The organism is Klebsiella sp. RCJ4, from assembly GCF_009025755.1.
Classification (GTDB): Bacteria; Pseudomonadota; Gammaproteobacteria; order Enterobacterales; family Enterobacteriaceae; genus Klebsiella; species Klebsiella michiganensis.
In genome coordinates this window covers 213,808-236,115 of sequence record NZ_WCIN01000023.1, presented here as the reverse complement: position 1 = coordinate 236,115, position 22,308 = coordinate 213,808, and the positions used below count along the sequence as shown (strand labels likewise).

Annotated in this window: 17 protein-coding genes and 1 pseudogene; 11 read left to right on the top strand and 7 right to left on the bottom strand. The window is 57.7% G+C overall.

Features of this window, described 5'->3' with window-relative positions:
• Nucleotides 1–71 precede the first annotated feature (71 nt).
• Nucleotides 72–542, bottom strand: coding sequence for a thioredoxin-dependent thiol peroxidase (gene bcp, locus F8562_RS07560; protein WP_004104423.1), 471 nt, complete (start codon nucleotides 540–542; stop codon nucleotides 72–74).
• 3 nt (nucleotides 543–545) lie between these two features.
• Nucleotides 546–1,115, bottom strand: a complete 570-nt coding sequence (locus F8562_RS07555; protein WP_004123480.1) for a glycine cleavage system transcriptional repressor — start codon at nucleotides 1,113–1,115, stop codon at nucleotides 546–548.
• A gap of 153 nt (nucleotides 1,116–1,268) precedes the next feature.
• Between F8562_RS07555 and dapA the strand changes: the two genes are divergently transcribed.
• The 6 genes from dapA to ypfH all read left to right on the top strand — a co-directional run bounded on the left by dapA (nucleotide 1,269) and on the right by ypfH (nucleotide 7,796).
• Entirely contained in the window at nucleotides 1,269–2,147 is an 879-nt protein-coding gene (gene dapA, locus F8562_RS07550; protein WP_004853086.1) for a 4-hydroxy-tetrahydrodipicolinate synthase, read from the top strand.
• 16 nt (nucleotides 2,148–2,163) lie between these two features.
• Nucleotides 2,164–3,198, top strand: a complete 1,035-nt coding sequence (bamC, locus tag F8562_RS07545; RefSeq protein WP_004853085.1) for an outer membrane protein assembly factor BamC — start codon at nucleotides 2,164–2,166, stop codon at nucleotides 3,196–3,198.
• A 108-nt stretch (nucleotides 3,199–3,306) separates the two neighbouring features.
• Entirely contained in the window at nucleotides 3,307–4,020 is a 714-nt protein-coding gene (gene purC, locus F8562_RS07540) for a phosphoribosylaminoimidazolesuccinocarboxamide synthase (RefSeq protein ID WP_004104417.1), read from the top strand.
• 120 nt (nucleotides 4,021–4,140) lie between these two features.
• Nucleotides 4,141–5,007 carry a neutral zinc metallopeptidase gene (locus tag F8562_RS07535; protein WP_014839185.1) on the top strand — a complete coding sequence of 289 codons (867 nt, stop codon included), beginning with the start codon at nucleotides 4,141–4,143 and terminating at the stop codon, nucleotides 5,005–5,007.
• Between the two features lie 12 nt (nucleotides 5,008–5,019).
• Nucleotides 5,020–7,020: a tRNA(Met) cytidine acetyltransferase TmcA gene (locus tag F8562_RS07530; RefSeq protein WP_089046384.1), complete on the top strand. Its 2,001-nt coding sequence runs from the start codon at nucleotides 5,020–5,022 to the stop codon at nucleotides 7,018–7,020.
• Nucleotides 7,021–7,097: 77 nt separating this feature from the next.
• On the top strand, nucleotides 7,098–7,796 hold the full coding sequence (gene ypfH / locus F8562_RS07525) for an esterase (RefSeq protein WP_004853078.1): 699 nt from the start codon (nucleotides 7,098–7,100) through the stop codon (nucleotides 7,794–7,796).
• 340 nt (nucleotides 7,797–8,136) lie between these two features.
• Here the strand turns inward: ypfH and F8562_RS07520 are convergent, their stop codons facing one another.
• The 3 genes from F8562_RS07520 to F8562_RS07510 are packed head-to-tail and all read right to left on the bottom strand — an operon-like array spanning nucleotide 8,137 to nucleotide 9,852.
• Nucleotides 8,137–8,340 (bottom strand): YpfN family protein, encoded by a 204-nt coding sequence (locus F8562_RS07520; RefSeq protein ID WP_004123464.1) that lies wholly within the window; start codon nucleotides 8,338–8,340, stop codon nucleotides 8,137–8,139.
• Nucleotides 8,341–8,367: 27 nt separating this feature from the next.
• Entirely contained in the window at nucleotides 8,368–9,495 is a 1,128-nt protein-coding gene (dapE, locus tag F8562_RS07515; RefSeq protein ID WP_004853076.1) for a succinyl-diaminopimelate desuccinylase, read from the bottom strand.
• 3 nt (nucleotides 9,496–9,498) lie between these two features.
• Nucleotides 9,499–9,852 carry an ArsC family reductase gene (locus F8562_RS07510; RefSeq protein ID WP_014839182.1) on the bottom strand — a complete coding sequence of 118 codons (354 nt, stop codon included), beginning with the start codon at nucleotides 9,850–9,852 and terminating at the stop codon, nucleotides 9,499–9,501.
• 386 nt (nucleotides 9,853–10,238) lie between these two features.
• Between F8562_RS07510 and ypfM the strand changes: the two genes are divergently transcribed.
• Complete coding sequence (gene ypfM, locus F8562_RS07505; protein WP_100181659.1) at nucleotides 10,239–10,298, top strand: protein YpfM; 60 nt, start codon at nucleotides 10,239–10,241, stop codon at nucleotides 10,296–10,298.
• A gap of 137 nt (nucleotides 10,299–10,435) precedes the next feature.
• Here ypfM and acrD read toward each other — a convergent pair whose 3' ends face one another.
• Complete coding sequence (acrD, locus tag F8562_RS07500; RefSeq protein WP_004853071.1) at nucleotides 10,436–13,549, bottom strand: multidrug efflux RND transporter permease AcrD; 3,114 nt, start codon at nucleotides 13,547–13,549, stop codon at nucleotides 10,436–10,438.
• A gap of 381 nt (nucleotides 13,550–13,930) precedes the next feature.
• On the opposite strand from acrD, the gene aegA reads away from it, so the two are divergent.
• The 3 genes and pseudogenes from aegA (at nucleotide 13,931) to F8562_RS07485 (ending at nucleotide 17,684) form a co-directional block, all read left to right on the top strand.
• A complete protein-coding gene (gene aegA, locus F8562_RS07495; protein ID WP_014230339.1) occupies nucleotides 13,931–15,895 on the top strand; it encodes a formate-dependent uric acid utilization protein AegA in 1,965 nt (654 codons plus the stop codon).
• 58 nt (nucleotides 15,896–15,953) lie between these two features.
• Nucleotides 15,954–16,551: pseudogene (gene nudK, locus F8562_RS07490) on the top strand (GDP-mannose pyrophosphatase NudK).
• Nucleotides 16,552–16,616: 65 nt separating this feature from the next.
• On the top strand, nucleotides 16,617–17,684 hold the full coding sequence (locus F8562_RS07485) for a DUF1176 domain-containing protein (RefSeq protein ID WP_089046453.1): 1,068 nt from the start codon (nucleotides 16,617–16,619) through the stop codon (nucleotides 17,682–17,684).
• Here the strand turns inward: F8562_RS07485 and tkt are convergent.
• Nucleotides 17,653–19,647, bottom strand: a complete 1,995-nt coding sequence (tkt, locus tag F8562_RS07480) for a transketolase (RefSeq protein ID WP_014230336.1) — start codon at nucleotides 19,645–19,647, stop codon at nucleotides 17,653–17,655. The genes F8562_RS07485 and tkt overlap by 32 nt on opposite strands.
• A gap of 289 nt (nucleotides 19,648–19,936) precedes the next feature.
• Between tkt and maeB the strand changes: the two genes are divergently transcribed.
• Complete coding sequence (gene maeB, locus F8562_RS07475) at nucleotides 19,937–22,216, top strand: NADP-dependent oxaloacetate-decarboxylating malate dehydrogenase (RefSeq protein ID WP_004853066.1); 2,280 nt, start codon at nucleotides 19,937–19,939, stop codon at nucleotides 22,214–22,216.
• The last annotated feature ends 92 nt before the right edge of the window (nucleotides 22,217–22,308 follow it).

Below are 22,308 nucleotides of genomic sequence, written 5' to 3'. Positions count from 1 at the left end.
CCGCAAGGAATGCCCTAAAAAAAGACGCCGGGTGGTTGAGAACGACCCGGCGTCTTGCGTTTATCTTAGCGTCAGGCGTTTTCTTTCAGCCAGTTCAACACCACGTCGTGGTGATTGCTGGTTTTGAAATCATCAAACACATGTTCGATTTTGCCGTTGGCGTCGATGAGGAAGCTAATACGATGGATACCGTCGTAGGTTTTCCCCATAAAGGTTTTTTCACCCCAGATACCAAACTGCTCGCATACCTGATGATCTTCATCAGACAGCAGAGTGAAGTTCAGCAGCTCTTTTTCGGCGAAACGGGAGAGTTTTTCTGGTTTATCCGTACTGATACCCAGTACTTCAACGCCTGCTTTTTTCAGGTCGTCCATATTATCGCGTAAACCGCACGCCTGTACGGTGCAGCCCGGGGTCATGGCTTTCGGATAAAAATAAACCAGAACACGCTGTCCCTGGAAGTCGGTCAAATTTACTTCCTCGCCGTCCTGGTCCGGTAAGCTAAATTTCGGTGCAATATCACCGGCTTTCAGTGGGTTCATCACTCAAACTCCATCCTGTTCATCATGCTGTGAATAATTAACAATGTTAATACTGCCTTGTGCATTCAGTTCTGTACATAGGGCTTTGAACGCTTGTTCGATATTTGATGCATTTTGCGTAGTCGGGCTGTGGGCGGTGATTTGAATAAAAAGCTGTGCTGACTCGTCGTTCGCTCCGGGCTGAGTGCGGGAAACCAGCTCGGCAATGTTCATTTTCCACGTATCGCACAGCGCCGTAAATCGCTCAATGATATGCGGCGAATCCGGCACCTCAACCTGAACCCAGACGGTGTTCTGCATCGCCTGAGGTGGCCTCGCGGTTGTACGCTTCATCACGATAAGCAGATCCAGCTCGGCGCCTTTCAGCGGCAGAGTGGATTCAATCAGGTTAATTGCATTCCACGAGCCGGAAAGCAGCATGATAAACGTAAACTCATCGCCAAGCATGGCCAGCCGACTGTCTTCAATATTACAGCCGCAGCTGCTGACGTGACGAGTGATCGTATTCACGATGCCTGGGCGGTCAGCACCCAACGCGGTAATAACCAGATAGTGTTGTAATGAGGCTGTCAAACCTGTTCTTCCTTTAAAAAGGTGAGGTAACGTTAGGAAAGCATAAAAAAAACCGGCATACAACATCCCTGATGGCATCGGGTCTCTTGCTTTTATTACGACTCCAAACGTAACATTGAGAATCTTGTCCCACTTATGCTCTGAGGATGGCCCATGTTTACGGGAAGTATTGTAGCGCTTGTCACGCCAATGGATGAAAACGGCAACGTCTGCCGGTCAAGCCTGAAAAAACTGATTGATTATCATGTCGCCAGCGGAACCTCGGCGATCGTTTCGGTAGGGACTACCGGAGAGTCCGCAACATTGAGCCATGAAGAGCATGGTGATGTGGTGATGCAGACGCTGGAGCTGGCCGACGGGCGTATCCCGGTCATTGCCGGTACCGGTGCAAATGCAACCGCAGAGGCGATTAGCCTGACCAAGCGATTTAACGATAGCGGCGTGGTTGGCTGCCTGACGGTAACGCCGTATTACAACCGTCCGACCCAGGAAGGGCTGTTCCAACACTTTAAAGCTATCGCAGAACATACTGACCTGCCGCAAATCCTGTATAATGTGCCGTCCCGTACCGGTTGCGATATGCTGCCTGAAACCGTTGGTCGTCTGGCGGAAATTAAAAATATTATCGGTATTAAGGAAGCGACGGGGAACTTAAGCCGCGTTCATCAGATCAAAGAGCTGGTTTCAGATGACTTTATTCTGCTGAGCGGCGATGACGCGACCGGAATGGACTTTATGCAGCTTGGCGGTCATGGCGTGATTTCCGTAACGACAAACGTTGCGGCGCGCGAAATGGCCGAGATGTGCCGACTGGCGCTAGCAGGTCAATTTGCCGAAGCTCGTGCGATTAACCAGCGTCTGATGCCATTGCATACCAAATTATTTGTCGAACCCAACCCTATCCCGGTCAAATGGGCCTGTAAGGCGTTGGGTCTTGTGGCGACCGATACGCTACGCCTGCCGATGACCCCGATTACCGAAAACGGTATTAAGGTTGTGACCGCAGCGCTGAAGCATGCCGGTTTGCTGTAAAGTTTAGGGAGATTTGATGGCTTACTCAGTACAGAAGTCGCGCCTGGCGAAGGTTGCGGGTGTTTCGCTGGTTCTACTCCTCGCGGCCTGTAGTTCTGACTCGCGCTACAAGCGTCAGGTGAGCGGCGACGAGGCCTATTTGCAGGCTACGCCGCTTAGTGAACTTCACGCGCCAGCAGGGATGATCCTGCCGATTCAGGTGGGTGATTATAATATTCCGGTTGCGACCAGCACCGGTAACACTGGCAAAGCCCTGGACATTCGTCCGCCGGCCCAGCCACTGGCGCTGGTCAGCGGCGCGCGTACGCAGTTTAACGGTGATACCGCGACGCTGATGGTGGAAAACGGGCGCAGCGGTTCGCTGTGGGCGCAGGTGGCAAGCATCGTGCAGTCGAAAAACTACACTATCGCGAAACGCGACGATGCCAGCCAGACGCTGAATACCGACTGGGTCGAATGGAATCGCCTCGATGAAGACCAGCAGTATCGTGGTCGCTATCAAATCTCAGTTAAGCAGCAGGGCTATCAGCAGGCGGTGATCGTGAAGCTGGTGAATCTGGAGCAGGCGGGTAAACCTGTTGCCGATCCGGCTTCGCTGCAGCGCTACAGTACCGCCATGCTGAACGTCATCTCCGAAGGTCTGGATCTGAACGCCACCAGCGCGCAGAACGCCGCGCAGAAAAATGCCGGGGCGACCTTCGACGTGCAGAGCGGCGCTGATGATACCGGCCTGCCGATGCTGATCGTTCGCGCGCCGTTTAACCTGGTGTGGCAACGCCTGCCGGGCGCGCTGGAAAAAGTGGGCATGAAGGTCACCGATAGCTCTCGTTCTCAGGGCAGCTTCTCCGTCACCTACAAACCGCTTTCCGACAGCGGCTGGACCGATCTGGGCGCCCGCGACCCGCAGCTGGTTTCCGGCGATTATAAACTGCAGGTCGGGGACCTCGATAACCGCAGCAGTCTGCAGTTCATCGACCCGAAAGGCCATACGCTGACGCAGTCGCAAAATGATGCCCTGGTTGCCGTATTCCAGGCTGCATTAAGTAAGTAATTAACAGGGCTGGAGCAATCCGGCCCTTTTTAATGTATAGTGACGCAAACGTGTGCGTCGGCAGAAAAGCACAAATTTTTATCGTTAATCATCACTGGAGTGACAAAGATGCAAAAGCAAGCTGAGTTGTATCGTGGTAAAGCGAAGACGGTATACAGCACCGAAAACCCGGATCTGTTGATACTCGAATTCCGTAACGATACGTCAGCAGGGGACGGCGCTCGCATTGAGCAGTTCGATCGTAAAGGCATGGTGAACAACAAGTTCAACCATTTCATTATGAGCAAGCTGGCGGAAGCGGGTATCCCGACCCAGATGGAAGCGCTGTTGTCCGATACCGAGTGTCTGGTTAAAAAGCTGGATATGGTGCCGGTGGAGTGCGTGGTACGTAACCGCGCTGCCGGTTCGCTGGTGAAACGCTTAGGGATTGAAGAGGGCATCGAGCTCAACCCACCGCTGTTCGACCTGTTCCTGAAAAACGACGCCATGCACGACCCGATGGTCAACGAATCCTACTGTGAAACCTTTGGCTGGGTGAGCAAAGAGAACCTGGCGCGTATGCAGGAGCTGACCTACAAAGCTAACGATGTGCTGAAAAAGCTGTTTGACGATGCGGGCCTGATCCTGGTGGACTTCAAGCTGGAGTTCGGTCTGTTCAAAGGCGAAGTGGTGCTGGGGGATGAATTCTCTCCGGACGGCAGCCGTCTGTGGGATAAAAAAACCATGGATAAAATGGACAAAGACCGCTTCCGCCAGAGCCTTGGCGGCCTGATTGAAGCCTACGAAGAAGTCGCTCATCGCCTGGGCGTGAAGCTCGACTAATCCCCCGACGCCAGAAGAAGTTTTCTTCTTCTGGCGCTCTTCTTGCTGTTTCCTGTGGTAATCCTCCGCTGAACCGCCTACGATCTTATTCATTGGTTAATATGATGAATTGAGGTGCTTATGCGCTGGCAAGGACGTCGCGAGAGCGACAATGTGGAAGATCGTCGTGGTCAATCTGGTTCACCGATGGGCGGAGGAGGCGGTTTTCGTCTCCCCAGCGGTAAAGGCGGCATTGTACTGCTGATTATTGTTCTGGTGGCGGGCTATTACGGCGTGGATTTAACCGGCATGCTGACCGGCGAGCCGGTATCTCAACAGCAAACCACCCAACGCTCCATTAGCCCGCAGGATGAAGAGGCCGCGAAATTCACGAAGGTGATTCTGGCGGACACGGAAGATACCTGGGGCGCTATTTTTAAAGATATGGGCCGTCAGTATCCGCAGCCCAAACTGGTGATGTACCGCGGCGCGACGCGGACCGCCTGCGGCACCGGTCAATCGGTCATGGGGCCTTTTTACTGCCCTGCGGACAGCACGGTGTATATCGACCTGTCATTCTACGATGAGATGAGAAACAAGCTTGGCGCCGGCGGCGATTTCGCGCAGGGTTACGTTATCGCCCACGAGGTTGGCCATCACGTACAAAAGCTGTTGGGTATTGAATCGAAAGTGCGCCAGCTGCAGCAAAACGCTTCGCAGGCGGAAGCGAACCGTCTGTCGGTAAAAATGGAGCTACAGGCGGACTGCTTTGCCGGCGTCTGGGGCTACAACATGCAGAAGCAAGATTACATGGAGACCGGCGATCTGCAGGAAGCGCTGAATGCCGCAGAGGCGATTGGCGACGATCGCCTGCAGCAGCAGAGCCAGGGGCGCGTCGTGCCGGACAGCTTTACCCACGGAACGTCGCAGCAGCGCTATACCTGGTTTAAACGCGGTTTCGATAGCGGCGACCCGGCGCAGTGCAACACCTTCGGCAACGCGCTGTAATGCTCTGTTGTCATGGATGAACTGCGTCACCTGACGGCGCAGATGGCGCGCGAAGGCGTTCGTCGTCTGCTGGTTCTCAGCGGCGACGATGCCTGGACCCTGCGTCAGGCGCAAAGAGTCCGTACCGCGCTGGCCGGCGACGGGCTGTGGGTCGGCCCGCGTCCGATGCCCGAGCCGTACGTCTCGTCTGCTGCCCTGAAATCGCTGCTGGGCCGCGAATTCCAGCACGCCTTTTTCGATGCCCGCGAGGGTTTTGATGTGGCGGCCTTTGCCGCATTAGCCGGTACGCTGCGCGCCGGAAGCTGGCTGGTATTGCTCACCCCCGACTTTGCGCAATGGCCGGCCCGTCCTGATGCGGATTCTCTGCGCTGGAGCGACGCTCCCGACCCCATCCCTACGCCGAATTTTGTTTATCGTTTTTGCCAACAGATTAGTGCGGATAACGCGTCCATTCTCTGGCGGCAGGGCAATGAACTTGCGGCGCCCGCGTTACCCGTGCGCCCGGCATGGCATCCCGCCGACGGACATCCGCAGGCGGAGCAGGCTGCCGTGCTTGCCGAACTGGCCCGGTTCCCTCCCGGTATTGCGGCGCTAACCGCCGAGCGCGGGCGAGGCAAGTCCGCGCTCGCGGGAATGCTTATTCGCCATCTGGGGGGAGATGCCATCGTCACGGCACCGGCGCGGGGAGCAGCGGAGGTGATGGCGACATTCGCCGGGGAGGCTTTCCGCTTTATGGCCCCCGACGCACTGCTGGCTTCCGGCTGCACCGCCGGATGGCTGATTGTCGATGAGGCCGCGGCCATCCCCGGGCCGCTGCTGCGCCAGCTGGTCTCCCGCTTCCCGAGGACGCTGTTGACCACTACCGTTCAGGGGTACGAGGGGACGGGACGCGGCTTTTTGCTTAAGTTTTGCGCCAGTTTTGCGCACTTACGGCAGTTTAGCCTGACGACGCCCATCCGTTGGGCAAGCGGCTGCCCGCTGGAGGCGGCGATTGCGCGGCTGCTGCTGTTCAACGACGAGACCTTTCAGCACGCGCCAGGCGGCGATATCGTGCTGGAAAGCGTCAGCCAGGAGAGCTGGCGGCGACAGCCTGCGTTACCGGAAGCGATGTATCAGCTGCTCTCCGGGGCCCACTATCGCACGTCGCCGCTGGACCTCCGGCGCATGATGGATGCGCCGGGGCAGCATTTTACCTGCGCCCGCGGCGGGGAGCGCATCGCCGGATCGCTATGGCTGGTGGAGGAGGGCGGTCTTGAGCCGCCGCTTAGCCAGGCGGTGTGGGCCGGCTATCGTCGTCCGCGCGGCAATCTGGTGGCGCAGTCGCTGGCGGCGCACGGCGGTAGCCCACTGGCGGCTACGTTGGCGGGGCTGCGCATCAGCCGTATTGCCGTGCATCCGGCTCGCCAGCGCGAAGGGCTGGGGCAGCGGCTGGTGGTCCGGGCGGCGTCGCAGGCTGCGGACCGGGATTATCTCTCGGTGAGTTTTGGCTACACGCCTGAGCTGTGGCGCTTCTGGCAACGCTGCGGTTTTACGCTGGTGCGGCTGGGCACGCATCGGGAAGCCAGCAGCGGCTGTTACACCGCGATGGCGCTCTATCCTCTCAGCGAAGCGGGCCATCGCCTGGCACGCGAAGAAGCCCAACGGCTGCAGCGCGACGAATTCTGGCTGCGCGAGTGGCGAGATGAACCTGTGCCGCTGACGGCGCTGAAAGCGACTATTCTTACTGAAGAAGACTGGCTGGAGGTGGCGGGTTTTGCTTTTGCCCATCGTCCGCTGCTGACCTCGGCGGGTAGCCTCAATCGCCTGCTTATATTGGTGGAGCTGCCGCTTCCGGCGCTGCGGGCCCGCCTGCAGCAGCAGGATGAGGCCGCGCTTTGCCGGACGTTAGGTTTATCCGGACGGAAAGCGCTGCTGGCCAGGCTGCGCGAAGAAGCGGCGCAGGCGCTGCTCAGCCTGGATGAAAACCGCGCCAACGACCTGCGCCGGCAGGTTCAAATGCTGCAATTTTTTTAACTAACTCCTTCAGTTAAATGGCATGGTCATATTTCGCCTGCGGCGTAAACTTCCTTGCAGACATTAAGGAGACAGCCATGAAACACGATCATTTTATTGTTCAAAGCCCCGCGACACCTGCACAGCAACTGCTGCTGCTGTTTCATGGCGTCGGCGATAACCCGGTGGCCATGGGGCAAATCGGTAGCTGGTTTGCGCCGCTGTTTCCCGATGCGCTGATTGTCAGTATCGGCGGCGCTGAGCCGTGCGGTCCGCCTCCGGGACGCCAGTGGTTTTCCGTGCAGGGCGTTAGCGAAGAAAACCGCCAGCAGCGAGTGGATGCCATCATGCCGACCTTTATCGAAACGGTGCGCTACTGGCAACAGCAGAGCGGCGTCAGCCCGCAGGCGACGGCGCTGATCGGCTTCTCACAGGGGGCGATTATGTCGCTGGAGAGCATTAAAGCCGAGCCGGGTCTGGCATCGCGGGTGATCGCCTTTAACGGCCGCTATGCGACGCTGCCGGAGACCGCGACGACCGCGACTACAGTTCATCTGATCCACGGCGGTGAAGATCGGGTGATCGATCTGGCGTGGGCGGTGGCGGGGCAGGAGGCGCTGCAGCAGGCCGGCGGTGACGTGACGCTGGATATTGTTGAAGATCTGGGGCACGCGATTGACGATCGCAGTATGCAGTTTGCCCTCGATCATCTGCGCTTTACCGTACCGAAGCACTATTTCGACGAAGCCCTCAGCGGCAGCACGCCGAAAGACAGCGATATTATTGAACTGCTGTGATAATAAACCCGGAGGCGGCGCGATGCGCCTGTCCGGGCTACCGGACCTGCAGACGGGCTGGAAACCCGTAGCCCGGGCAAGGCGCGTTAAGCGCCGCCCCCCGGGAGAAGAGCGCAGAGTGGGGTAATTTTCCGGAGCCGATGCTGCGCATCTGTCCGGGCTACCGGCCGGCAGACGGGCTGTAAACCCGTAGCCCGGGCAAGGCGCGTTAAGCGCCGCCCCCGGGAAAAGAGCGCAGAGTGGGATAATTTCCCGGAGGCGATGCTGCGCATCAGTCCGGGCTACTTGACCCGCGTCGAACTCGCCGGGCGATTGCTTTATGGCAATCCGCAGTAAGATGTTACTTCTTCTTCGACGGGTCGTTCTTCGGCCAGTCGTCATCGTCGTCCCACTTGTCGTTGAAGTCGCGATGCGGCGGCAGATCCGGTTTATTGTTGAGAAATTTTTTGTGGTCAACGCGGGTCAGATCTTTAATCACGTTGATCATCACGCCCACCAAAAATACCAACACCAGAACCCACCAGTATTTCGTTAGCCAATCCATGCGCTTACCTCTTCTCTATTGATGCCGTCAGGCGACCAGCTGTTCCATGATGCGTTGGTACATCCGCGCCAGCAGCTGGAGGTCGGCGGCATTCACACACTCGTTTATTTTATGAATGGTGGCGTTCACTGGCCCCAGTTCAACCACCTGCGCGCCCATACGCGCGATAAAGCGCCCGTCGGAGGTGCCGCCGTTGGTCAGCAGCTGCGGTTTTATTTCATTATAGTGCTCAATGGCGTTAACCACCGCATCAACCAGCTTACCGCGGCTGGTCAGGAACGGCTGGCCTGAGAGCCACCAGTCGACGCTGTAGCGCAGCGCGTACTTCTCCAGCAGCGCCACGACGCGCGCTTTAATCATTTCGTCGGTCAGCTCGGTGCTAAAGCGGAAGTTGAACTGGACGAACATATCGCCGGGAATCACGTTGTTGCTGCCGGTGCCGGACTGCACGTTAGCGATTTGCATACTGGTCGGCGGAAAGAACTCGTTGCCCTTATCCCATTCGATATTCACCAGCTCCGCCAGCATCGGCGCGGCGCGGTGCACCGGGTTATCGGCGAGATGCGGGTAGGCCACGTGCCCCTGCACGCCGTGAATGGTCAGGTTGCAGGTCAGCGAGCCGCGACGGCCGTTTTTCACCACATCGCCGACGACTTCGGTGCTGGACGGTTCGCCGACCAGGCAATAATCCAGGCGCTCATTGCGCGCCATCAGCGCTTCAACAACCTTAACGGTGCCGTTTTTGGCGCTGGCTTCTTCATCAGAAGTGATCAGGAAGGCCAGACGACCTTTATGATTCGGATACTGAGCGACAAAACGTTCGGCGGCGACGACCATTGCCGCGAGCGAGCCTTTCATATCCGCGGCGCCGCGGCCAAACAGCATGCCGTCGCGAATGGTGGGTTCAAAGGGGGGATTAATCCAGCGATCGGCGTCCCCCGACGGGACGACATCGGTATGGCCGGCAAACGCCAGCGTTTCCCCGCGCCCGCGCCAGGCCCAGAAGTTTTGGGTATCCCCGAAATCCATCGGTTCAACGGTAAAGCCAATCGCACGCAGGCGTTCAATCATTAACGCCTGGCATCCCGCATCATCGGGGCTGAGGGAAGGGCGGCGAATAAGCTGCTGAGCCAGCTCAATGACCGGGCAAGACATAGACTACACCTCGTTAAACTGCTGATAACTTGATTCACTGAAACCCAGCAGCATAGGCTGACCGGGCGCGCAGAGCAATGGGCGTTTAATGATTGCCGGCATTTCCAGCATCAGTTTTGCCGCAGCGTCGGCGTTATTGATACCGGCGCGGACCGTTTCATCCAGCTTGCGCCACGTCGTCCCCCGGGTGTTAAGCAGGGCTTCCCAGCCGAGTTCAGCGATAAAGCTATCTAATAAAGTGCGATCCAGACCATCGACACGATAATCATGAAAGCGATATTCTATCTGCTGTGTCTCCAGCCAGCGGCGAGCCTTTTTTATGGTGTCGCAGTTTTTTATCCCGTACATGGTAAGCATGATTAAACCTTTTCCGTTGAATTAAACGATTGGCTAAGAATGTTCCGAATATATAAGCCCTGAATAAATAATACGTGAAATGCTTTAATAAATATCGTTTTTTCCCGTCGGGATATATTCATTGTTACATTTTGACCATTTTTTAAACGCACCCTGACGGTGTTTCCTGGCCTCGAGGCGGATCCCGGTGATTCAGGCTGATGAACAAATGTTGCTAAATGTTGCTGTTGGTCACATTAAAATGCGCAAAATCGGCTCATAGTACTTACGAATGAAAGAGAACGTTCCGCAGGGGGTAATGAAAGTTATCAGTACGATAGCGCAAACAGGCTTTTAACCATCAATGAATTTGCATAAAATCACCCATAATAATAAGAGAGGCTATTATGATTGAACACGAACTGGGGAACTGGAAAGACTTTATCGAAGGCATGCTTCGTAAATAGTTTTCCGCAATAAAAGCATGGCGATTTCACAGGCAGAATAATAATGCAGTTGAAGCGACCACATGAAAAAGGCGACCTGTCCGGTCGCCTTTTCTGTTATTTGGCCCTGGCGAAAATATCGTCAGGGCGCGTCCCGATTATTGCGGCCGTTCCTTGAGCGGGAAGCGGCGACGTACCAGCACAAAGAACAGCGGCACGAAGAAGATAGCCAGCACCGTAGCGGAAATCATCCCGCCCATCACCCCGGTGCCGACGGCATGCTGGCTGCCGGAGCCCGCCCCTGTGCTGGTGGCCATCGGCAGTACGCCGAAGATAAACGCCAGTGAGGTCATCAGGATCGGCCGCAGACGCTGGCGGCAGGCGGAGAGCGTGGCGGTAAGCAGATCTTCGCCTTTCTGATTCAGCTCATTGGCAAATTCGACAATAAGAATGGCGTTCTTCGCCGACAGGCCGATAACCGTCAGCAGGCCTACCTGGAAATAAACATCGTTTTCCAGACCGCGCATCCAGGTGGCCAGCAGCGCGCCGATAACCCCCAGCGGTACCACCAGCATCACCGAGAACGGCACCGACCAGCTTTCATACAGCGCCGCCAGGCACAGGAACACCACCAGCAGCGAAATGGCGTACAGCGCCGGCGCCTGCGCCCCGGAGAGCCGCTCCTGATAAGACATCGCCGTCCATTCGAGACCAAAGCCGTTCGGCAGCTGCTGGGCCAGCTCTTCCATAATCGTCATGGCGGTACCGGTACTGACGCCCGGCGCGGCTTCACCGACGATCTCTACCGCCGAGTAGCCGTTGTAGCGCTCCAGACGCGGCGAGCCGGTCTCCCAGCGCGAGGTCGCGAAGGCGGAGAAGGGCACCATCGTACCGCTGCTGTTGCGCACGTACCACAGGTTGATATCGTCCGGCAGCATGCGATACGGCGCGGCCGCCTGAACGTAGACCTTCTTCACGCGGCCGCGATCCATAAAGTCGTTGACGTAGCTTGACCCCCACGCGGTCTGCAGGGTGTCGTTGATATCGTCGATAGAGACGCCCAGCGCCTGCGCTTTACGCTGATCGATGTCCACCTGAAGCTGCGGGCTATCGTCGAGGCCGTTGTGGCGGACGCGGGTGAGCTGGTTATTTTTGCCGGCCAGCTCCAGCAGGGTATCGCGGGCGGCCATCAGCGCTTCGTGTCCGTTGCCCGCGTGATCCTCCAGCTCCATATCAAAACCGGCGGAGCTGCCCAGACCGCTGATGGCCGGCGGACTGCTGGCAAAGACGCGCGCTTCTTTAATTTTGTTAAACGCTTTGGTTGCGCGTTCAATGATGGCGAAAGATGAACCGGTTGTGGGATCGCGTTCGTCCCAGTCCTTCAGGCGTACGAACATACGCGCCACGTTCTGGCCGTTGCCGCCGGGGCCGGAGCCGATGGTCGCGAATACCGATTCGACGTTTTGCTTCTCATTGTTCAGGAAGTAGTCTTCCGCCTGCTGCACCACCTTCAGGGTTTGCTGCTGGGTTGAGCCGCTCGGCAACTGCACCGAAGTGGTAAACATGCCGCGGTCTTCCAGCGGCAGGAATGACGTGGGCAGATGCAGAAACAGAAAGACCATCCCGCCCAGCAGCAGGACGTAGATCATTATCCAGCGCAGCGAACGATGAAGAATTTTACCGACCGCGGTTTCGTAGCGGCTGGCGTTGCGGTTAAACGTGCGGTTAAACCAGCCAAAAAAGCCCCGCTGCCCGTGGGTTTCGCCTTTATGAACGGGTTTAAGCAATGTGGCGCACAGCGCCGGGGTGAGGATCATCGCCACCAGCACCGACAGCACCATCGCCGAGACGATGGTAATCGAGAACTGGCGGTAGATCGCGCCGGTGGTGCCGCCGAAGAAGGCCATCGGCACAAATACCGCCGATAGCACCATGGCGATACCGACCAGCGCGCCCTGAATCTGCCCCATTGATTTTCGCGTCGCTTCACGCGGCGAGAGGCCCTCCTCGCTCATGATACGCTCGACGTTCTCTACCACCACGATGGCATCGTCCACCAGCAGGCCTATCGCCAGCACCACCGCGAACATGGTTAAGGTGTTGATGCTGTAGCCGCAGGCGTAAAGGACGGCAAAGGTTCCCATCAGCACCACCGGAACGGCGATGGTCGGGATCAGCGTGGCGCGGAAGTTCTGCAGGAACAGATACATCACGAGAAAGACCAGCGCGATGGCTTCAAGCAGCGTTTTCACGACGTCGGTAATCGACGCCTTAACGAATGAGGTGGTTTCGTAAGCGACTTTATATTCCAGGCCGTGCGGGAAATATTGCGACAGCTCGTTCAGACGGCTGATGACGCGTTCAGCGGTCGCCATTTCGTTTGCGCCAGAGGCCAGCTTAACCCCCAGCCCGGACGCCGCCTGGCGGTTGTAGCGGCTGAGGTAATCGTATTTTTCCGCCCCCATCTCGACGGTGGCGACGTCGCCAAGGGTGACTTCCGAACCGTCTTGATTAACCCGCAGGGTAATATCACGGAACTGTTCCGGCGTTTGTAACAGCGATTGTGAATTAATCGTCGCATTGAGCGCCTGTTTATCCACCGACGGCGTGCCGCCCAGCTGGCCGACGGCGATCTGCGCGTTTTGCGAAGAGATGGCATCAGTGACGTCTTTCGCCGTCATCTGAAAGCTGTTGAGTTTGGCCGGATCGAGCCAGATGCGCATCGAATACTGCGAACCATAGGCGTCAATATCTCCGACGCCGTTGACCCGGCTGAGCGGGTCCTGAATATTACTGGCGACGTAGTCGGCGATATCCTGTTTATCCATACTGCCGTCGGTAGAGACGAAGGCGATCGTCAGGATATTGGTATCCCCGGTTTTACGCACCGTTACGCCCTGGTTCTGGACGGCCTGCGGCAGTTTGCGCATCGCCGACTGTAGCTGGTTCTGCACCTGCTGGACCGCTTCATCCGGATCGGTCCCGGCGGTAAAGCTCAGCGTCACGGTGGCCTGGCCGGTGCCGCTGCTCTGGGATGACATATACATCAGGTTATCGAGGCCGGTCATATTTTGCTCGATAACCTGGGTGACCGTATTTTCCAGCGTCTGTGCCGAAGCGCCCGGATAGTTCGCTGTGATCCGTACGTTAGGCGGGGCAAGGTCGGGATATTGCTCAACGGGAAGCGACAAAATTGCGAGCGTACCGGTCAGGCATAAAAGTATTGCCAGTACCCACGCAAAAATGGGGCGATCGATAAAAAAATTCGCCATCAGAATTAGGACCTCATTTTGCACATTTTTTTGTTATTGCACAGCCTGTGACACTCTAGCGGCAAGCCCTCAGGCAATCGTGGAGAAAATAAGGAGATAGTGTAATTTATCGTGTGCCTTTTATGGCAGCGTAAAGAACTCTCTTTCTTCCTCTACCTGCTCCTTCCTTTCGGCGCGCCGCCGCGGTGGCGCATACGAAGCGCATTATTACTTAGCTAAATAAAACGTGATTTCATTTAAGTCAAAAAAATTGATCCACCTCGGGTTATTACCAAAAAATCGGCAACCTGTGCAAATGCACATTGTTCCGGCACCGTTTTGTCGGGTAATAGATAAGCATGCGAATTGAGGGGTTATTCACCACGAAGACTGAAGGATGTCATGAACCACTTTATTTTAAGCGATAGTCATAAGTGCATCGGATGCAAGGCTTGTGAAGTTGCCTGCGTCATGGCGCACAACGATGAGCAGCATGTTTTGACCCCGCAGCGTTTTTTGCCGCGCATTACGGTTATCAAAAACGAGCAAAAACGTAACGCCGTAACCTGCCACCATTGTGAAGGGGCGCCGTGCGCCCGCAGTTGTCCCAATGGCGCCATCAGCCAGCTTAACGACAGCGTCCAGGTTAATCAGGAGAAATGCATCGGCTGTAAATCCTGTATGGTTGCCTGCCCGTTTGGCGTGATGCAAATCGTCCTGACGCCGGTACAGGAGGAGAGGGTCAAAGCGACGGCGCATAAATGCGATTTGTGCAGCGGTCGCGAAGAGGGGCCCGCCTGCGTACAAAACTGCCCGGCCGAAGCGCTGGTACTGGCAACGGACAGCACGCTGGTGAATCTGGCGAAACAGCGGCGTCAGCGCGCGGCGCGTCTTGGCCACCCCGGCGCGGCGATGGCGCCTTGCTCCGCGGGCAAAGTCGCGCAGATGGCCGCGACGCCGCCGCGCGGCGAGCCCGACAAGCTATCCGCCGAGGCGCGTAAGGCCAATTTTAGCGAAATCTATCTGCCGTTCAGCGCCGGGCAGGCCAACCGCGAGGCGGAGCGCTGCCTGACGTGCGGCGAGCACAGCATTTGTGAATGGACCTGTCCGCTGCATAACCACATTCCGCAATGGATTGAACGCGTGAAAAAGGGGGATATTTCCGCCGCCGTGGAGCTTTCTCACCAGACCAACTGCCTGCCGGAAATTACCGGCCGCGTCTGCCCGCAGGATCGCCTGTGCGAAGGGGCCTGCACGCTGCGCGATGAGCACGGTTCGGTGACTATCGGCAACATTGAACGCTATATCTCCGACCAGGCGCTGGCCAACGGCTGGCGGCCGGATCTTTCTCAGGTCGTTGAAAGCGGCAAGCGGGTGGCGATTATCGGCGCGGGTCCTGCCGGGCTCGCCTGCGCCGACCGCCTGGTGCGTAACGGCGTGAGTCCGGTGGTCTTTGACCGTCACCCGGAAATTGGCGGTCTGCTGACCTTTGGTATTCCGGCCTTTAAGCTGGATAAATCTCTGCTTGCCCGGCGGCGGGAAATCTTTACCCAGATGGGCGTACGCTTTGAGCTGAACTGCGAGATAGGCAAAGATATCCCGCTGACGACGCTGCTTGATGACTATGACGCGGTATTTATTGGCGCCGGAACCTATCGCTCGATGAAAGCGGATCTGCCGAATGAAGACGCGCCCGGCGTATATGACGCGCTGCCGTTCCTGATAGCCAACACCAAACAGGTGATGGGGCTGCTTGAGCTGCCGGAAGAGCCTTACGTCAACACCGAAGGGCTGAACGTCGTGGTGCTCGGCGGCGGCGATACGGCGATGGACTGCGTGCGTACCGCGCTGCGCCACGGCGCGAAGCAGGTTACCTGCGCCTATCGTCGCGATGAAGCCAATATGCCTGGTTCGAAGAAAGAGGTGAAAAACGCGCGCGAAGAGGGGGCGCAGTTTGAATTTAACGTCCAGCCGGTCACCCTGGAGCTGAACGAAAAGGGACACGTCAACGGCGTACGCTTTCTGCGTACCCGGCTGGGCGCGCCGGACGCTCAGGGGCGCCGCAGCCCGTCGCCAATCCCCGGAAGCGAGTTTGTCATGCCCGCCGACGCGGTGATCATGGCCTTTGGTTTCCATCCGCACGGTATGCCGTGGCTGGAATCGGTGGGCGTTAAGCTCGATAGCCGGGGTCGAATCAAGGCCAATGTGGAAAGCCGCTACCGCTACCAGACCACCCATCGCAAAGTGTTTGCCGGCGGCGATGCGGTGCGTGGCGCCGATCTGGTGGTGACCGCCATGGCGGAAGGCCGCCACGCGGCGCAGGGGATAATGGACTTCCTCGAGGTTAAATCGATTCCGCTTCACTGACGACAAAGCGGGCTTCACAGCGTAGTATGGAATCGTCATTTCACGCTGTGGGGCTCGTATGTCACTCAATATCAACATTATCAAAGATAAAATCCTCTCCGAAAACTGGTTCCTTTTGCGCAACATGACCTATGAACTGACGCGCAGCGACGGCAGCGTGGTTCGCCATAGACGCGAAGTCTACGATCGCGGCAACGGCGCTACCATCTTGCTGTATAACCGCCATAAGCAGACCGTCGTGCTGGTTCGCCAGTTTCGCGTCGCGACCTGGGTAAACGGCAACGAAGACGGGATGCTGATTGAAACCTGCGCCGGGCTGCTGGACAGCGATGAGCCGGAGGAGTGCGTGCGCAAAGAAGCTATTGAAGAGACCGGTTTCGAAGTCGGTGAAGTGCGCAAACTGTTTGAACTGTTTATGTCGCCCGGCGGCGTCACCGAGCTTATCTATTTCTTTATTGCCGAATATAACGATACTCAGCGGGCCAACGATGGCGGCGGCGTTGATGATGAAGATATTGAGGTGCTGGAGCTCCCTTATCATCGGGCGCTGGAGATGATGGCGAACGGGGAGATCCGCGATGGCAAAGCGGTGATCCTGCTGCAATATTTGCAAACCTCCGGGCTGATGAACGGGGATCTCTGATAAATCCGATTGAGTAAAACCTCGCCGCTGGTGAACATAGCCGCTGTGTATGGCGTTTTCTCCGGGGTTGTGCCGCTCATGTTGCATCGGGTTATTTTGTTTCTGCTTTTCGGTTTACTGCCGACGTCGCTGGTGCGGGCGGCGCCGGCACAACAGCTCTTCAATGACTGGCAGGTAACCTGCAACAATCAGAACTTCTGCGTGGCCCGCAACGTCGGGCTGCATCACGGCCTGGTCATGACCCTCACCCGCAGCGCCGGGGCGGCCACCAGCGCCAGCCTGCGCATTGAACTCGGCGGCGTGGGCAACCCGGTCGCGGCGCTGGCGCCGATTGCGCCGCGCCTTCGCCTCGATGGTAAACCCCTGTCTCTGGGCGATAAACATTGGCAGATCGCCGACAAACTGCTTGAAACCGACGATAGCGTCACCATTGATGCCTTTCTGCAGCAGGTGCAGGCAGCAAAGGCGATAACCCTTGAAAATGGCCTGCAGGCCATCTCTTTACAGGGGCTGAAAGCCGCCCTGCTGTTTATCGATAGCCGGCAGAAGCGCGTGGGGAGCGAAACCGCGTGGGTAGGGAAGGGGGAAGAGCTGCCGCTCAGCGTTCCGCCCGCCCCGGCGCTGCGCTCGGTGGCGAGAATCGACGTGGCGGAGTCCCCCCTCAGCCGCGATGAACTTAACGATCTCATGGATTATGGCAACGAGCGCATGAACAGCAGCGCCTGTTCGCTGGATCCGTTTCGCCGCGAGGTGCGGGTTGCCGCGCTGACCGACGATAGGGTGCTGCTGATGACCAGCTGCGAAGCGGGCGCCTACAACACCATTTGGCTGGCCTGGCTGGTGTCGCGCCAGCGGCCGTATATTGCTCATCCGGTACGGCTCACTCTGCCTTTCCAGCCCCCCGGCGACGGGCCGCGCGATGTCGAACTGGTAAACGCCCGCTACGACGATCGACGCCAGGAACTGGTGACGCTGGATAAAGGGCGCGCGCCCGGCGACTGCGGGACGCAAACGCGCTGGCGCTATGACGGCCAGCGGTTTAGCCTGGTACGCTACGCGCGGCAGCCGCAGTGCGATAACTGGCAGGGGCCAGACGCCTGGCCCACGCTATGGGTTACCCGTTCAGTACCTCGTCCCCTACGGTAACGATATGCTCAACGGTAAAGCCGAAGTAAGGGAAGAGCTTATCCGCGGGGGCCGATTCACCGTAGCCGGTCATGCCGACGATTTTGCCTTTTAGCCCCACATACTTATACCAGTAGTCGGCGATGCCGGCCTCAACCGCGACGCGGGCGCTGACGTCCGACGGCAGGACCGATTCCCGGTAGGCTTCCTCCTGGGCATCAAACACGTCGGTCGATGGCAGGGAAACCACGCGCACGTTCACCCCTTTGGCCAGCAGCTTCTCCGCCGCCAGCACGGTGATCTCGACTTCCGAACCGGTAGCTATCAGGATCAGGTCCGGCTTGCCGCCAGCGTCCTTCAGCACGTAGCCGCCGCGGGCGATATTCTGTACCTGCTCCGGCGTGCGCGCCATTTGCGCCAGATTTTGCCTTGAGAGGATCAGCGCCGTCGGCCCGCTGTGACGTTCGACCGCCAGCTTCCACGCCACCGCGGCCTCCACCTGATCGCACGGTCGCCAGGTGCTGAAGTTTGGCGTCAGGCGCAGGCTGGCCAGCTGTTCTACCGCCTGGTGCGTCGGACCATCTTCGCCGAGACCGATGGAGTCGTGGGTATAGACCATGATTTGCCGCGCTTTCATCAGCGCCGCCATACGCGCCGCGTTGCGGGCATATTCGACGAACATCAGGAATGTGGCGGTATAGGGGACAAACCCGCCGTGATGCGCGATGCCGTTGGCGATGGCCGTCATCCCGAACTCGCGTACGCCGTAGTGGATATAGTTACCCGCCGGATCCTCTTTCAGCGAAGTCGACCCTTTCCAGATGGTCAGGTTGCTGGGCGCGAGGTCAGCTGAGCCGCCCAGCAGTTCCGGCAGATGCGGGCCGTAGGCATCGAGGGCATTTTGCGAAGCCTTGCGGGTGGCGATTTTCGCCGGGTTAGCCTGCAGATCGGCAATATACTTCCGCGTCGTTTCATCCCACGACTCAGGCAGTCCGCCGCTCATGCGCCGCGTAAACTCCGCCGCCAGCTGCGGATGGGCCTGCTGATAGGCGGCAAACTTCTCCTCCCAGCTTTTCTGCGCCTTTTGTCCCTTTTCACGCGCGTCCCAGGCCCGGTAGATCTCTTTCGGGATCTCAAACGCCGGATGATGCCAGCCCAGCTGCTGGCGCGCCAGCGCCACTTCCTGTTCTCCCAGCGCGGCGCCGTGGGCCTCTTCTTTCCCGGCTTTATTCGGCGAACCAAAGCCTATCACCGTACGGCAGATAATCAGCGAGGGTTTGTCCTTCACGCTCTGGGCTTCCAGAATCGCTTTCTTCACGGCTTCGGGGTCGTGGCCGTCAATTTCATGCACCACATGCCAGTGATAGGCCTCAAAGCGTTTTGCCGTGTCATCGGTAAACCAGCCTTTGGTTTCGCCATCAATGGAAATGCCGTTGTGGTCGTAGAAGCCGATCAGCTTGCCTAGTCCTAACGTCCCCGCCAGAGAGCACACTTCGTGAGAAATCCCCTCCATCAGGCAGCCATCGCCCATAAACACGTAGGTGAAGTGATCGACGATCTCATGGTCTGGCTGATTAAACTGGGCCGCCAGCGTGCGCTCGGCGATAGCCAGGCCCACGGCATTTGCCAGTCCTTGCCCCAGCGGACCGGTGGTGGTTTCCACTCCCGGCGTATAGCCAATCTCCGGGTGGCCCGGGGTTTTTGAATGCAGCTGACGGAAGTTTTTTATCTCTTCGATGGGCAGGTCATAGCCCGTCAGATGCAGCAGGCTGTAGAGCAGCATCGACGCGTGGCCGTTGGAGAGAATAAAGCGGTCGCGATCGTACCATTGCGGGTTTTCAGGATTGTGCTTGAGGAAATCGTTCCATAGCACCTCGGCGATATCGGCCATACCCATTGGCGCGCCGGGGTGGCCGGAGTTGGCTTTCTGGACTGCATCCATACTCAGGGCGCGGATGGCGTTGGCTAGTTCTCTACGGGACATAATGTGCTCCTGAAACAATAGGTTACATGAGTTTTTATTGGATTAGGATAGAGAGGGTGATGAGTTGCATAACTAAAAAGCATAGCAGACGGGGCTATCCTTGCTTCTGAAACTAAGTTACATAAACAATATAAATCGATAACAAATATAACTTTGTTATGGCGAGAGTTTGGCGGTGTTCAAAGTTTACGAAGCCGTCAGGCGAGATACTAGGTGGCCCTTTAGGGTGAACACCAGGTACGCGATAACGTTTCACCCCCTACGATCGATACGTGAAAGGAACGATAAAATGGATGAGCAGTTAAAACAAAGCGCCCTTGATTTCCACGAATTCCCGGTCCCCGGAAAAATCCAGGTCTCCCCGACAAAACCGCTGGCTACCCAACGCGATCTGGCCCTGGCCTACTCGCCGGGCGTTGCCGCGCCCTGTCTGGAAATCGAGAAGGATCCGCTGGCAGCCTATAAATATACCGCGCGCGGCAACCTTGTGGCGGTGGTCTCCAACGGCACGGCCGTTCTGGGGCTGGGCAATATCGGCGCGCTGGCCGGTAAGCCGGTGATGGAAGGCAAAGGCGTTCTGTTTAAAAAATTCGCCGGTATCGATGTGTTCGATATTGAAGTCGATGAACTGGACCCGGACAAATTTATCAACGTCGTCGCGGCGCTGGAGCCGACCTTCGGCGGTATCAACCTTGAAGATATCAAAGCGCCGGAGTGCTTCTACATCGAGCAAAAGCTGCGCGAGCGCATGAATATTCCGGTTTTCCATGACGATCAGCACGGGACAGCGATTATCAGTACCGCGGCGATTCTTAACGGTCTGCGGGTGGTGGAGAAAAACATCTCCGACGTGCGGATGGTGGTCTCCGGCGCGGGCGCGGCGGCGATTGCCTGTATGAACCTGCTGGTGGCGCTGGGGATGCAGAAACACAACATCGTGGTCTGCGACTCGAAAGGCGTTATCTATAAGGGCCGCGAGCCGAATATGGCGGAGACGAAAGCGGCCTATGCGGTTGAAGACAGCGGCAAACGCACGCTGGATGACGTGATTGACGGGGCGGACATTTTCCTCGGCTGCTCGGGCCCGAAAGTGCTGACTCAGGAGATGGTGAAGAAAATGGCCCGCGCGCCGATGATTCTGGCGCTGGCTAACCCGGAGCCGGAGATTCTGCCGCCGCTGGCGAAAGAGGTGCGCTCCGACGCCATTATTTGTACCGGCCGCTCCGACTATCCGAACCAGGTGAACAACGTGCTGTGCTTCCCGTTCATCTTCCGCGGCGCGCTGGACGTCGGCGCAACGGCGATTAACGAAGAGATGAAGCTGGCGGCGGTGCACGCGATTGCCGAGCTGGCGCACGCTGAACAGAGCGAAGTGGTAGCCTCCGCCTACGGCGATCAGGATCTGAGCTTCGGCGCGGAATATATCATTCCGAAGCCGTTCGACCCGCGGCTGATCGTCAAGATTGCTCCGGCAGTGGCGAAAGCAGCGATGGACTCCGGCGTCGCGACCCGCCCGATCGCCGATTTTGATGCGTACATCGAGAAGCTCAGCGAGTTCGTCTACAAAACGAACCTGTTTATGAAGCCGATTTTCTCGCAGGCGCGCAAAGAGCCGAAGCGGGTGGTACTGGCGGAAGGCGAAGATACCCGCGTACTGCACGCGACTCAGGAGCTGGTCTCCCTTGGACTGGCGAAACCGATTCTGATCGGTCGTCCCGGCGTCATTGAGATGCGCATCCAGAAGCTGGGACTGCAGATCAAAGCCGGGGTTGATTTTGAGATCGTCAATAACGAATCCGATCCGCGCTTCAAAGAGTACTGGAATGAATATTACACCCTGATGAAGCGCCGCGGGATCACCCAGGAGCAGGCGCAGCGGGCGGTGATCAGCAACACTACGGTCATTGGCGCGATCATGGTGCAGCGCGGCGAAGCCGATGCGATGATCTGCGGCACCATCGGTGACTATCACGAGCACTACAGCGTCATTCAGCCGCTGTTTGGCTACCGCGAAGGGGTTCATGCGGCCGGGGCGATGAACGCGCTGCTGCTGCCGAGCGGCAACACCTTTATCGCCGACACCTACGTCAACCACGATCCCTCGCCGGAGCAAATTGCCGAGATCACCCTGATGGCGGCAGAAACCGTTCGTCGATTCGGGATTGAACCGCGGGTGGCGCTGCTGTCGCACTCGAACTTTGGTTCCTCGGACTGCCCGTCCGCCAGCAAAATGCGTCAGGCGCTGGAGCTGGTGAAGGCGCAGGCGCCGGAGCTGATGATCGATGGCGAAATGCACGGCGATGCCGCGCTGGTGGAAAGCATTCGTAATGAGCGGATGCCGGACAGCCCGCTGAAAGGTTCGGCCAATATTCTGGTGATGCCGAATATGGAAGCGGCGCGTATTAGTTACAACTTACTTCGCGTCTCCAGCTCTGAAGGCGTCACCGTCGGACCGGTGCTGATGGGCGTCGCAAAGCCGGTGCATATCCTGACGCCAATTGCTTCGGTACGGCGTATCGTGAATATGGTCGCGCTGGCGGTTGTTGAAGCGCAAACTCAGCCGCTGTAATGTTCATTTAATTATTTCAGGCGTGGGAATTCTCCCGCGCTTTTTTATTTCTGTTTATAAGTGATCTATCTCACCTTTCAAATCAACTTGCC

What these genes read in the sequence shown, in the direction of transcription:
- bcp (WP_004104423.1), bottom strand. Translation starts at nt 542, where the DNA reads ATGAACCCACTGAAAGCCGGTGATATTGCACCGAAATTTAGCTTACCG.
- dapA (WP_004853086.1), top strand. Translation starts at nt 1,269, where the DNA reads ATGTTTACGGGAAGTATTGTAGCGCTTGTCACGCCAATGGATGAAAAC.
- bamC (WP_004853085.1), top strand. Translation starts at nt 2,164, where the DNA reads ATGGCTTACTCAGTACAGAAGTCGCGCCTGGCGAAGGTTGCGGGTGTT.
- purC (WP_004104417.1), top strand. Translation starts at nt 3,307, where the DNA reads ATGCAAAAGCAAGCTGAGTTGTATCGTGGTAAAGCGAAGACGGTATAC.
- F8562_RS07535 (WP_014839185.1), top strand. Translation starts at nt 4,141, where the DNA reads ATGCGCTGGCAAGGACGTCGCGAGAGCGACAATGTGGAAGATCGTCGT.
- F8562_RS07530 (WP_089046384.1), top strand. Translation starts at nt 5,020, where the DNA reads ATGGATGAACTGCGTCACCTGACGGCGCAGATGGCGCGCGAAGGCGTT.
- ypfH (WP_004853078.1), top strand. Translation starts at nt 7,098, where the DNA reads ATGAAACACGATCATTTTATTGTTCAAAGCCCCGCGACACCTGCACAG.
- F8562_RS07520 (WP_004123464.1), bottom strand. Translation starts at nt 8,340, where the DNA reads ATGGATTGGCTAACGAAATACTGGTGGGTTCTGGTGTTGGTATTTTTG.
- dapE (WP_004853076.1), bottom strand. Translation starts at nt 9,495, where the DNA reads ATGTCTTGCCCGGTCATTGAGCTGGCTCAGCAGCTTATTCGCCGCCCT.
- F8562_RS07510 (WP_014839182.1), bottom strand. Translation starts at nt 9,852, where the DNA reads ATGCTTACCATGTACGGGATAAAAAACTGCGACACCATAAAAAAGGCT.
- acrD (WP_004853071.1), bottom strand. Translation starts at nt 13,549, where the DNA reads ATGGCGAATTTTTTTATCGATCGCCCCATTTTTGCGTGGGTACTGGCA.
- aegA (WP_014230339.1), top strand. Translation starts at nt 13,931, where the DNA reads ATGAACCACTTTATTTTAAGCGATAGTCATAAGTGCATCGGATGCAAG.
- F8562_RS07485 (WP_089046453.1), top strand. Translation starts at nt 16,617, where the DNA reads ATGTTGCATCGGGTTATTTTGTTTCTGCTTTTCGGTTTACTGCCGACG.
- tkt (WP_014230336.1), bottom strand. Translation starts at nt 19,647, where the DNA reads ATGTCCCGTAGAGAACTAGCCAACGCCATCCGCGCCCTGAGTATGGAT.
- maeB (WP_004853066.1), top strand. Translation starts at nt 19,937, where the DNA reads ATGGATGAGCAGTTAAAACAAAGCGCCCTTGATTTCCACGAATTCCCG.